Source organism: Bacillus sp. CIS52 (assembly GCF_053545315.1).
This window is the reverse complement of sequence record NZ_JBIUFR010000001.1, coordinates 313,352-326,121: the sequence shown is the minus strand read 5'-3', so window position 1 is coordinate 326,121 and position 12,770 is coordinate 313,352. Positions and strand designations below refer to the sequence as shown.

Annotated in this window: 10 protein-coding genes; all 10 read left to right on the top strand. The window is 46.4% G+C overall.

Features of this window, described 5'->3' with window-relative positions:
- Positions 1 to 81: 81 nt before the first annotated feature.
- The 10 genes from ACH32G_RS01035 to ACH32G_RS00990 all read left to right on the top strand — a co-directional run bounded on the left by ACH32G_RS01035 (position 82) and on the right by ACH32G_RS00990 (position 12,763).
- Positions 82 to 864, top strand: a complete 783-nt coding sequence (locus ACH32G_RS01035) for an isoprenyl transferase (RefSeq protein ID WP_016936096.1) — start codon at positions 82 to 84, stop codon at positions 862 to 864.
- A gap of 3 nt (positions 865 to 867) precedes the next feature.
- Positions 868 to 1,665, top strand: coding sequence for a phosphatidate cytidylyltransferase (locus ACH32G_RS01030; RefSeq protein WP_188154051.1), 798 nt, complete (start codon positions 868 to 870; stop codon positions 1,663 to 1,665).
- 55 nt (positions 1,666 to 1,720) lie between these two features.
- Positions 1,721 to 2,872 carry a 1-deoxy-D-xylulose-5-phosphate reductoisomerase gene (gene dxr / locus ACH32G_RS01025; protein ID WP_045926447.1) on the top strand — a complete coding sequence of 384 codons (1,152 nt, stop codon included), beginning with the start codon at positions 1,721 to 1,723 and terminating at the stop codon, positions 2,870 to 2,872.
- A 6-nt stretch (positions 2,873 to 2,878) separates the two neighbouring features.
- Positions 2,879 to 4,147 carry an RIP metalloprotease RseP gene (rseP, locus tag ACH32G_RS01020; protein WP_095240712.1) on the top strand — a complete coding sequence of 423 codons (1,269 nt, stop codon included), beginning with the start codon at positions 2,879 to 2,881 and terminating at the stop codon, positions 4,145 to 4,147.
- Between the two features lie 31 nt (positions 4,148 to 4,178).
- The gene (proS, locus tag ACH32G_RS01015; RefSeq protein WP_198698864.1) at positions 4,179 to 5,873 is read left to right on the top strand and encodes a proline--tRNA ligase; all 1,695 of its coding nucleotides are present in this window, start codon (positions 4,179 to 4,181) and stop codon (positions 5,871 to 5,873) included.
- A gap of 111 nt (positions 5,874 to 5,984) precedes the next feature.
- Positions 5,985 to 10,298, top strand: a complete 4,314-nt coding sequence (locus tag ACH32G_RS01010) for a PolC-type DNA polymerase III (protein ID WP_045926444.1) — start codon at positions 5,985 to 5,987, stop codon at positions 10,296 to 10,298.
- A 240-nt stretch (positions 10,299 to 10,538) separates the two neighbouring features.
- Positions 10,539 to 11,009 carry a ribosome maturation factor RimP gene (gene rimP / locus ACH32G_RS01005; protein WP_016936090.1) on the top strand — a complete coding sequence of 157 codons (471 nt, stop codon included), beginning with the start codon at positions 10,539 to 10,541 and terminating at the stop codon, positions 11,007 to 11,009.
- A 39-nt stretch (positions 11,010 to 11,048) separates the two neighbouring features.
- Positions 11,049 to 12,170: a transcription termination factor NusA gene (nusA, locus tag ACH32G_RS01000; protein ID WP_016936089.1), complete on the top strand. Its 1,122-nt coding sequence runs from the start codon at positions 11,049 to 11,051 to the stop codon at positions 12,168 to 12,170.
- Between the two features lie 13 nt (positions 12,171 to 12,183).
- Positions 12,184 to 12,459 (top strand): RNase P modulator RnpM, encoded by a 276-nt coding sequence (gene rnpM / locus ACH32G_RS00995; protein ID WP_188154052.1) that lies wholly within the window; start codon positions 12,184 to 12,186, stop codon positions 12,457 to 12,459.
- A gap of 1 nt (position 12,460) precedes the next feature.
- A complete protein-coding gene (locus ACH32G_RS00990; RefSeq protein ID WP_003154192.1) occupies positions 12,461 to 12,763 on the top strand; it encodes a YlxQ family RNA-binding protein in 303 nt (100 codons plus the stop codon).
- Positions 12,764 to 12,770 lie beyond the last annotated feature (7 nt).

The window sequence follows — 12,770 nt, the reverse complement described above, 5'->3', positions numbered from 1 at the left end:
TTTACAGGGGGTTTTTTTGTTAATACTGTTGATTACATTGATCATCAGCAATGCAACCTTTTTGGGTGACGGAGGAATCTCATGCTCAACATACTCAAAAATTGGAAGAATCAGCAGAATGCGGCTTCCAACTTAGAACGGTATACAAAAGAAGACATACTGAAGGGTGAAATTCCCGCACACATCGCCATTATTATGGACGGAAACGGGCGCTGGGCGAAGAAACGCTCACTTCCGCGGATTGCCGGACATCATGAAGGAATGAAAGTGGTAAAAAGGGTGACAAAGCTCGCAAATCAGCTCGGCGTCAAAGTTTTGACGCTTTATGCGTTTTCCACGGAGAACTGGAAGCGCCCGAAGATGGAAGTCGACTTTTTAATGAAGCTTCCGGAAGAGTTCCTGAATACGTACCTTCCTGAATTAATAGAGGAAAATGTACAGGTGAAAATTATCGGAGATGAATCTGCGCTCCCTTCTCATACGTACAGGGCGATTGAGAAGGCCGTAAAAGATACAGAACAAAATGACGGGCTGATTCTCAATTTCGCTTTGAACTACGGCGGGCGCACGGAAATCGTCAATGCGGCAAAAGCATTGGCCGAACAGGTGAAAAGCGGCACGCTGAATATCGAAGACATTGATGAAGCGCTCTTTTCCGGGCATTTAATGACAGAATCACTTCAGGATCCGGAGCTCCTTATCAGAACGAGCGGAGAAATCAGACTGAGCAATTTTATGCTTTGGCAGGTGGCTTACAGTGAATTTGTTTTTACAGATGTCCTGTGGCCCGATTTTAAAGAAGATCACTTTCTGCAGGCAGTGGGAGAATTTCAGCAGCGGGGCCGGAGGTTTGGCGGAATTTAGAGGATGGTGGAAATGAAACAAAGATTGTTAACGGGTGTTTTGGCAGCGGCACTATTTTTATTTTTGGTTATTTTCGGAGGATTGCCGTTCACCATATTTGTTTACGTGATGGGAAGTATAGCGCTTTTTGAGCTTTTGCGGATGAAAAAGCTCAGATTTTTTTCTTTTCCGGGGCTGATCAGCCTCTTGCTGTTATGGCTGTATATGATGCCGGATGAGTATCATTTTTTTGACGCGAAAATGGAAGTGACGATTTTCGCCGTACTGATACTTCTCAGCTATACGGTGCTTGTGAAAAACACCTTTACGTTTGACGAAGTCGGGTTCATCGTCCTCGCGACGGTATATATCGGACTGTGTTTTCATTATTTTATTGAAATCAGAAACATTGAAACAAACGGGCTTTTGTATATCTTTTATGCCTGCGTTGTCATATGGTCAACGGACTCGGGCGCATATTTCGTCGGAAAGTCGCTCGGGAAGCGGAAGCTGTGGCCCGAAATCAGCCCCAACAAAACGGTGGAAGGGTTTCTCGGCGGTATTGCGATCGCTCTTATTTTTACGGCTGTTTTCCAGCTGTTTGCGCACCTTCCGATTTCATACCCGATTCTTTTGGTCATCACGCTTGTTCTGTCTGTTTTCGGACAGATCGGGGATTTGGTTGAATCAGCGCTTAAGCGGCACTATGATGTGAAGGATTCGGGAAAAATCCTTCCAGGGCACGGCGGCATTTTAGATCGATTTGACAGCTTTTTGTTTGTCATGCCGTTCTTATACTTTCTGCTTGCGCTTTTTTCATGAGAAAGGCTAATATGAAAACAAGACCGATCTGGACGCATAGAATGGGAGTGGCATTTTGAAGAATATTTGTCTTTTAGGAGCAACAGGATCAATAGGAGAGCAGACGTTAGACGTATTGCGCATGCATCAAGATCAATTCCGTCTCGTCTCGATGACTTTCGGTAAAAATGCCGAGAAAGCGATACCGTTGATCAGAACGTTTCAGCCGAAATATGTAGCAGTCGGCGACATGGATACATATCAAAAAGTGAAAGAGGCGTCTTTTTCTCATGAATGTCAAATCGGCATCGGAGAAGAAGGCCTGATTGAAGCGGCAGTCATGGATGAAGTGGATATCGTGGTCAATGCGCTGCTCGGAAGCGTCGGTTTAATTCCGACTTTGAAAGCGATTGAACAGAAAAAAACAATTGCCCTTGCAAATAAGGAAACTCTCGTCACTGCCGGGCATATAGTGAAAGGACACGCAAAACAATACGGCGTTCCTCTTCTTCCGGTCGACAGCGAACATTCCGCTATTTTTCAGGCGCTGCAAGGCGAACAGAGCAAAAATATCGAGCGTCTGATCATTACAGCATCCGGAGGCAGTTTCAGAGATAAAACGCGGCAGGAGCTTGAGTCTGTAACGATTGCCGACGCCCTTAATCACCCGAACTGGTCGATGGGTGCAAAGATTACGATTGACTCGGCTACAATGATGAATAAAGGGCTTGAAGTCATTGAAGCGCATTGGCTGTTTGACATTCCGTATGAACAGATTGACGTTGTTTTACATAAGGAGAGCATCATTCATTCGATGGTTGAATTTCACGACAGAAGCGTCATCGCCCAGCTCGGAAATCCGGACATGAGGGTGCCGATTCAATACGCGCTGACATATCCGGACCGGCTGCCTCTGCCTGAAACAAAAAGGCTTGAATTATGGGAGATCGGAAGCCTCCATTTTGCGAAAGCTGACTTTGAAAGGTTCCGCTGCTTACAATTTGCCTTTGAATCAGGTAAAATAGGGGGAACGATGCCGACGGTTTTAAATGCGGCTAATGAAGAAGCAGTTGCCGCTTTTCTTGGCGGACGGATTTCGTTCTTAACGATTGAAGATCTGATTGAAAAAGCATTGAACCGCCACAGCGTAATTCAGGATCCGAGTCTTGCGGATATCCAAGAAGTGGACAAAGACACCCGGGGATACGTTAATTCAATACTCACATAAGGTGGTATGTTCGTGAATACAGTTATCGCGTTTATTATTATTTTCGGAACGCTCGTTTTCTTCCATGAGCTGGGGCATTTACTGCTCGCCCAAAGAGCGGGAATCCTTTGCCGCGAGTTTGCGATCGGTTTCGGGCCCAAAATCTTTTCATTTAAAAAGAATGAAACCGTGTATACGATCAGGCTCCTTCCGGTCGGCGGGTTCGTCCGCATGGCCGGTGAAGATCCGGAGATGATTGAAGTCAAACCGGGTTATACCGTCGGTCTTCTTTTTAATAAAGACGACGAAGTGGAAAAAGTCATCATTAATCAAAAGGAAAAATACCCCGACGCTTTAATTATCGAGGTAGAGACGGCTGATCTTGAGCACGAAATGAAGATTACCGGGTACGAGCAGGGGAAAGAAGATGAGCTGGCGGCCTTTACCGTCAGCCAGACCTCTTTTTTCATCGTAGACGGAGAAGAAGTGCAGATTGCGCCTTACAACCGTCAATTCGGGTCAAAACCCGTATGGCAACGGATTAAGGCGATTGCTGCCGGTCCGATTATGAATTTCATCTTAGCGTATGTCATTCTCGTCATGCTTGGATTTATTCAGGGCGTGCCTTCGAATCAGCCTGAGCTCGGGAAGCTGACAGACAATGGACGTGCTGCGGCTGCCGGTTTACAAGAAGGCGACTATATCCAGAGCATTAACGGTGAAAAAATGCGGTCATGGACTGACATCGTGACAGCGGTAAAAGACAATCCCGGGAAAAAAATCGATGTCGCCGTCAAACGGGACGGCAAATCGTTTCATATCTCGGTTACCCCTGAAGCCGTAAAAGATGAAAACAAAAAAACAATCGGCCGCTTCGGCTCTTATGCGCCGACTGAAAAAGGCGCGTTCGCAGCGATCGCTTACGGCGCGACATCTACTGTTGATGTCACAAAGGCGATCCTGACCAACTTAAGCAAAATCGTGACAGGCCAGTTTAAGCTTGATATGCTTTCGGGTCCTGTGGGGATTTATGATATGACGGATCAGGTTGCAAAAACCGGCATCATCAATCTATTCCAGTTTGCGGCATTTTTAAGCATCAACCTTGGAATCGTCAACCTGCTGCCGATCCCGGCGCTTGACGGCGGACGGCTGCTGTTTTTATTCATTGAAGCAATCCGCGGTAAGCCGATTAACCGTGACAAGGAAGCATTTGTCGTATTTATCGGCGTAGCTTTCTTAATGCTTCTTATGCTGGTTGTCACATGGAACGATATCCAGCGTTTATTCTTATAATTGACTAGTAAAAAATCAGAGGTGCGAAGACATGAGACAAAGTTTGACGCTTATTCCGACCCTGAGAGAAGTGCCGGCTGATGCTGAAGCAAAAAGCCATAAGCTTCTGCTGAGAGCGGGATTTATCAGACAAAATACGAGCGGGGTTTACAGCTACATGCCCCTTGCTTACAGGGTCATTCAAAACATTCAGAAGATCGTGCGTGAAGAAATGGAAAAAATCAACGCGGTGGAAATGCTGATGCCGGCCCTTCAGCAGGCTGAAACATGGCAGGAATCAGGCAGATGGTATACGTACGGGCCTGAATTGATGCGTCTGAAAGACCGTCACGGCCGCGAATTTGCTTTAGGCGCGACGCATGAAGAAGTCATTACTTCTCTCGTGCGCGATGAGGTGAAATCTTATAAGCGTCTGCCGCTCACTCTTTACCAGATCCAGTCTAAATTCAGAGATGAGAAACGCCCGCGTTTCGGGTTATTGCGGGGACGCGAATTCATCATGAAAGATGCGTATTCTTTCCATGCCTCTGAAGAAAGTCTGGAGGAAACATACCAAAACATGTACGGCGCATACAGCAGCATTTTCGCACGGTGCGAATTAAACGTCCGTCCCGTTATCGCTGACTCAGGTGCAATGGGCGGAAAAGACACGCATGAATTTATGGCTCTTTCCGAAATAGGGGAAGACACCATCGCTTATTCCGATGAATCCTCTTACGCAGCCAACACGGAAATGGCCGAAGTTGTGATGAAAAGCGAGCCTTCCAATGAAAAACCCGAGGCGCTGGAGAAAATTGATACGCCGAATGTTAAAACCATTGAAGAGCTGGCTTCTTTCCTTCAGATTGAACCGAGCGCCTGCATCAAATCCATGCTGTTTAAAGCAGATGACCGATTTGTTCTCGTGTTAGTAAGGGGCGATCATGAGGTCAATGACGTAAAAGTGAAAAACCTTCTAAACGCGGAAGTGGTTGAGCTTGCGTCTCATGAAGAGGTAGCGGAGAAGCTTGGCACGGAGCCGGGATTTGCGGGGCCGATCGGCGCTGCCGGCGACATTGAGATTTATGCCGACCAGGCTGTGAAAGTCATGGTAAACGCCGTAAGCGGCGCGAATGAAAAAGACCGCCATTACAGAAACGTAAACATCGAACGCGATGCGTCTGTAAAAGCATATGCCGATCTTCGAATCATTCAGGAAGGCGATCCGTCACCTGACGGAAAAGGCAAGATCCGCTTCGCTGAAGGAATTGAGGTCGGACAAGTCTTTAAGCTCGGTACGCGTTACTCTGAAGCGATGAATGCGACATACCTTGATGAAAACGGGCGTGCGCAGCCGATGCTGATGGGATGTTACGGAATCGGCGTATCAAGAACGCTTTCAGCAATCGCCGAACAGCACCACGACGAAAAAGGCCTGATCTGGCCGAAAAGCGTTGCTCCGTATGATCTTCATATTTTGGCGCTGAATATGAAAAACGAAGCGCAAAAAGAGCTTGCCGAGCAGCTATACGGTAAACTCCAAGCCGAAGGTTATGAAGTGTTATACGATGACCGCGCTGAACGCGCAGGCGTGAAATTTGCTGACTCTGACCTGATCGGCCTTCCGATCCGCATTACTGTCGGTAAACGTGCAGATGAAGGCATCGTAGAAGTGAAAATCCGCAAAACCGGTGAATCTGCCGAAGTTTCAGTGGATGAGCTTTCTGAATTTATCAAGACGAAGTAATCACCATAACGAATCGTACAAAATCATGTTAAAATAGAGAAAAAAGAAGGTACCTCATCACCTGCGGAGGTACCTTCACTTATGATGTTTTAAGGGAGGGATACTGTCTGAATGGAACAGTTATCAGTAAACAGAAGACAGTTTCAGATTCTTCTTCAGCAGCTTAATATGACAGATGATACCTTCATGACATACTTTGAAGACGGAGAGATTGATAAACTGACAATCCATAAAGCAGAAAAGGCCTGGCATTTTCAATTTCGCTTTAAGGCTCTTTTGCCGTATCAAATATATGACTCATTCATGATGAGATTAACACAATCGTTTGCTCACATTGCCCGGGTCACATCGTCCATTCAAGTCATTGATCCTAGAGTGTCAGAGAAGCTTGTACAGGATTATTGGACACGCTGTATCGAAGAGCTTGAAGGAACCTCGCCGCCGATGGTGGCACTTTTGAATCAGCAGAAACCGAAGCTCAAGGGAAACAAGCTGATCGTGAAAACAAAAACAGATACAGAAGCATCGGCGCTCAAAAATAAATACAGCGCTCTGATTCAGCACAGCTATCGCCAATTCGGTTTCCCGGAACTGCAGCTGGATACCGAAACTTTCGTGTCTGACCAAGAAGTCCAGAAATTCCGCGAGCAAAAGCTTGCTGAAGATCAGGAGCGGGCGATGCAGGCGCTTATCGAAATGGAGAAGAAGGAAAAAGAGGGCGATGAGGATCAAGCGCCGTCCGGCCCGCTTGTCATCGGCTATCAAATTAAAGAGAACGAAGAAATCCGGACGCTTGACAGCATCATGGATGAAGAAAGAAGAATTACGGTGCAGGGCTATGTGTTTGATGCTGAAACACGCGAGCTGAAAAGCGGACGCACGCTCTGCATTTTCAAAATCACGGACTATACAAACAGTATTTTAGTAAAAATGTTTGCGAGAGAAAAAGAAGACGCCGCCCTGATGAAAACACTGAAAAAGGGCATGTGGGTGAAAGCGCGGGGAAGCATCCAAAACGATACATTCGTCAGAGACCTCGTCATGATTGCAAATGACGTGAATGAAATAAAAGCCGAAACCCGTGAAGACACCGCTCCTGAAGGCGAAAAGCGGGTAGAGCTTCATCTGCATTCCCCGATGAGTCAAATGGACGCTGTAACGGGAATCGGAAAGCTTGTCGAACAGGCGAAAAAATGGGGGCATGAAGCGATTGCCTTAACTGATCATGCCGTCGTGCAGTCCTTCCCGGATGCCTATTCCGCCGCGAAAAAACACGGTATTAAAATGATTTACGGAATGGAAGCCAACATCGTAGATGACGGCGTTCCGATCGCATACAATCCCGCTCACCGTCTTCTTGAAGAGGACACATATGTCGTCTTTGACGTTGAAACGACAGGTCTGTCTGCCGTGTATGACACGATCATTGAGCTGGCCGCAGTCAAAATAAGAGGCGGAGAAATCATTGATAAATTCGAAGCGTTCGCCAATCCGCATCATCCGCTGTCAGCAACGACGATAGAGCTTACCGGGATTACGGATGACATGGTCCGCGACGCTCCCGATGTCGTTGACGTTGTCCGGGATTTTAAAGAGTGGATCGGCGATGATGTGCTTGTGGCTCATAACGCCAGCTTTGATATGGGATTTTTAAATGTAGCGTACAAGCGCCTTCTGAAAACGGAAAAAGCGAAAAATCCGGTCATTGATACGCTGGAACTCGCGCGTTTCCTGTATCCTGAATTTAAAAATCACCGCTTAAATACGTTATGTAAAAAGTTTGATATTGAATTAACCCAGCATCACCGTGCGGTCTTTGACGCTGAAGCAACGGGATACCTGCTGTTGAAAATGCTTAAAGACGCGGCTGAAAAAGATATTTTTTATCATGATCAGCTGAATGAGAATATGGGACAATCCAATGCTTACCAAAGATCGAGACCTTATCACGCAACATTGCTTGCCGTAAATGAGACCGGCCTGAAAAATCTGTTTAAGCTCGTGTCGATTTCTCATATTCAATATTTCTACAGAGTGCCGCGCATTCCGAGGTCACAGCTTAACAAATACAGAGAAGGCCTGTTAATCGGCTCTGCCTGTGACAGGGGAGAGGTTTTTGAAGGCATGATGCAAAAATCACCTGAAGAGGTTGAAGATATCGCATCCTTCTATGACTACCTTGAAGTGCAGCCGCCGGAAGTATACAGACACCTGCTGCAGCTTGAACTCGTCCGGGATGAAAAAGCGCTGAAAGAAATCATCGCCAACATTACGAAGCTCGGGGAAAAATTGAATAAGCCGGTCGTTGCTACGGGAAATGTCCACTATTTAAACGATGAGGATAAAATTTACCGAAAGATCTTAATTTCTTCCCAAGGCGGCGCCAACCCGTTAAACAGGCATGAACTGCCAAAGGTGCACTTCAGAACGACAGATGAAATGCTGGAGGCTTTCTCTTTTCTGGGTGCGGAAAAAGCGAAAGAAATCGTGGTTGACAATACGCAGAAAGTCGCTTCGATGATCGAAGAGATCAAGCCGATTAAAGACGACCTGTACACGCCGAAAATTGAAGGTGCTGATGAAGAAATCCGTGAAATGAGCTATCAGCGCGCGAGAAGCATTTACGGTGAGGAGCTTCCCGAAATTGTTGAAGCGAGAATAGAAAAAGAATTAAAAAGCATCATCGGCCACGGATTCGCCGTTATTTATCTCATTTCACATAAGCTTGTCAAACGGTCTTTGGATGACGGCTATCTCGTCGGCTCCCGGGGGTCCGTCGGTTCATCACTTGTGGCGACCTTAACGGAAATTACTGAAGTGAACCCGCTTGCTCCGCATTATGTGTGCCCGAGCTGCCGGTATTCCGAATTCTTTAATGACGGATCAGTCGGTTCCGGTTTTGACCTTCCGGATAAAAGCTGCCCGTCTTGCGGCACTCCTTTGAAAAAGGACGGACATGATATTCCGTTTGAAACGTTCTTAGGCTTTAAAGGTGACAAAGTACCTGATATCGACTTGAACTTCTCAGGTGAGTATCAGCCGCATGCCCATAACTACACGAAAGTGCTGTTCGGGGAAGATAATGTTTATCGCGCGGGAACGATCGGCACCGTTGCGGAAAAGACGGCTTACGGATATGTGAAAGGCTATGCGGGCGACCACAACCTTCATATGCGCGGCGCGGAGATCGACCGCCTTGTACAGGGATGCACCGGCGTTAAGAGAACGACCGGCCAGCACCCGGGGGGCATTATCGTTGTGCCGGATTACATGGATATTTACGATTTTTCACCAATTCAATTCCCTGCTGATGCGACAGGGTCTGAATGGAAAACGACTCACTTTGACTTCCACTCCATTCATGACAACCTGCTGAAGCTTGATATATTGGGGCACGATGATCCGACAGTCATCCGGATGCTTCAGGATTTAAGCGGAATTGATCCGAAGACGATTCCGACAGATGATCCGGAAGTCATGAAGATTTTCCAAGGCACAGAATCGCTCGGCGTCACTGAAGAACAGATCGGCTGTAAAACGGGGACGCTCGGCATTCCTGAATTCGGGACGCGATTTGTACGGCAGATGCTTGAGGATACAAAGCCGACGACGTTCTCTGAGCTTGTCCAGATTTCCGGGCTTTCCCACGGAACGGACGTATGGCTCGGCAATGCACAGGAACTGATACACAACAATACGTGTGAACTGAGCGAAGTGATCGGCTGCCGCGATGACATTATGGTTTACTTGATTTATCAGGGCCTTGAGCCTTCACTGGCCTTTAAGATCATGGAATTTGTCCGTAAAGGCAAAGGCCTGACGCCGGAATGGGAAGAAGAAATGAAAAAGAACAATGTGCCGAACTGGTATATTGATTCATGCAAAAAAATCAAATACATGTTCCCGAAAGCCCACGCCGCTGCATACGTATTAATGGCGGTGCGGATTGCATACTTTAAAGTGCATCACGCGCTTTTATATTATGCTGCGTATTTTACCGTGCGCGCAGATGACTTTGACATTGATACGATGATTAAAGGCTCGACTGCCATCAGAGCGGTGATGGATGATATCAGCTCTAAAGGGCTTGATGCTTCGCCGAAGGAAAAAAACCTCCTGACCGTGTTAGAGCTTGCGCTTGAAATGTGTGAACGCGGCTATTCTTTCCAGAAGGTCGATCTATACCGTTCCAGCGCTTCGGAATTTATCATTGACGGCAACAGTCTGATTCCGCCGTTCAACTCGATTCCGGGGCTTGGAACCAATGCCGCTCTCAATATTGTAAAAGCGCGGGAAGAAGGAGAGTTCCTTTCAAAAGAGGACCTTCAAAAACGCGGAAAAGTGTCAAAAACCATTTTAGAGTATTTAGACCGCCACGGCTGTCTGGAGTCGCTCCCGGATCAAAATCAGCTGTCTCTGTTTTAAGCTTTGAGGACAGCCGTCTGAGCGGAGTTTGATTTGCATTAAATATATGGTTATGGTATAGTTTTATTGGAAATGCTAACGATTACCGAGGCAAAGAGTGGGGAAACCCGCTCTTTTGTATTGAACAGGCAATTTTGCCTCGACATGTCCATCGTTTTCTCAAAGCCCCTGCTCTTTAGAAGCAGGGTTTTTATGCAGAGGAACGGCTGATATGATATCGACAGCACAAGGAGGAAAAACATGAGCAAAAAAGTGACTGATACCGTTCAAGGAATGGCTCAGCCCATACTGGATGACCTTCAGCTTGAACTCGTAGACATTGAATTTGTCAAAGAGGGTCAAAACTGGTTCCTTCGCGTGTTTATTGATTCCGATAACGGTGTTGATATTGAGGAGTGCGCCAAAGTCAGCGAAGCGTTAAGCGAAAAGCTGGATGAGGCCGATCCGATCACTCAGAACTACTTTCTTGAAGTATCTTCTCCTGGAGCCGAGCGTCCATTAAAGAAAAAAGCCGACTTCGAAAAATCACTGGGTAAAAATGTGTACATGAAAACGTACGAACCGATTGACGGTTTAAAAGTGTTTGAAGGCAAATTGGCTGAATTTGATGGACAAACTGCTACAATAGAGATGACAATTAAAACAAGAAAGAAACGGGTCAATATTCCGTATGAAAAAATAGCTAACGCAAGATTAGCTGTAACATTTTAATCAATGAAGTATTAGTGTTTAAGGGGGGAGACCGCTAACATGAGCAGTGAACTATTAGATGCCCTCACGATTCTTGAAAAAGAAAAAGGCATCAGTAAAGACATTATCATCGAAGCAATTGAAGCTGCCTTAATTTCTGCGTATAAGCGAAATTTTAACCAGGCGCAAAACGTACGGGTCGATCTGAACCGTGAAACGGGCACCATCCGCGTGTTCGCCAGAAAGGATGTCGTAGACGAGGTATACGATTCAAGGCTTGAAATCTCGCTTGACGACGCCCAGCACATCCATCCGAACTACCTTGTCGGAGATGTCGTTGAAATAGAAGTAACGCCGAAAGACTTCGGCCGCATTGCCGCGCAGACGGCGAAACAAGTTGTGACGCAGCGTGTCCGTGAGGCTGAGCGCGGCGTGATTTACTCGGAATTTATCGATCGTGAAGAAGACATCATGACGGGAATTGTACAGCGCTTAGACAGCAAGTTTATTTACGTGTCTCTCGGCAAGATTGAAGCGCTGCTGCCCGTTAATGAACAAATGCCGAATGAGAGCTATAAACCTCACGATCGGATTAAAGTATTTATCACAAAAGTCGAAAAAACGACAAAAGGGCCGCAGATCTACGTATCAAGAACGCATCCCGGTCTTTTGAAACGTCTTTTTGAAATCGAAGTGCCGGAAATTTATGACGGAACGGTCGAGCTGAAATCCGTTGCCAGAGAAGCGGGCGACCGCTCCAAAATCTCTGTCCGCACTGATGATGCTGACGTTGATCCTGTCGGTTCATGCGTCGGGCCTAAAGGCCAGCGCGTGCAGGCGATCGTCAATGAACTGAAAGGCGAAAAAATTGATATCGTCAACTGGTCTGATGATCCGGTTGAATTTGTTGCCAATGCGCTCAGCCCATCTAAAGTGCTGGATGTCATCGTCAACGAAGAAGAAAAAGCCACGACTGTCGTTGTTCCTGATTACCAGCTTTCTCTGGCGATCGGAAAAAGAGGGCAAAACGCCCGCTTAGCTGCGAAACTGACAGGCTGGAAAATTGATATCAAAAGTGAAACGGATGCAAGAGAACTTGGCATCTTTCCGAGAGAGCATGAAGAAGATGACGATTTAGAGCCGCTCTTTATGGAGCCTGAAACAGCAGAATCGGATGAATAAGAGGTGACTTTAGGTGAATAAGCGAAAAAAAATTCCTCTGCGTAAATGTGTGGTAACGGGGGAAATGAAGCCTAAAAAGGAACTGATCCGAATTGTCCGTTCAAAAGAAGGAGAGATTTCAGTCGATCCGATAGGCAAGAAGAACGGGCGGGGTGCCTATATCACCCTGGAGAAAGAATGCATCTTAGCTGCGAAAAAGAAAAACACATTGCAAAATCAATTTCAATCACAAATCGATGACCAGATTTTCGAAGAATTGCTGGAACTGGCGGAAAAGGTGAAAAAATAACATGTCTGGAATGGAATGGTTTCCCTTGCTGGGTCTGGCCAATCGAGCTCGTAAGGTCGTGTCGGGCGAGGACTTGGTTATAAAAGAAATTAGAAATGCGCGTGCAAAACTTGTTCTGCTGACAGAAGATGCATCTGCGAATACTGCAAAAAAAGTATCCGATAAATGCAATTATTATAAAGTACCTTATAAAAAAGTCGAAAGCCGCGCGGATCTCGGCCGCTCTATCGGCAAGGAATCACGTGTCGTTGTCGCCGTCACTGACCAAGGTTTTGCGAATAAGCTGATCAGCTTGCTCGATTAATATTTTT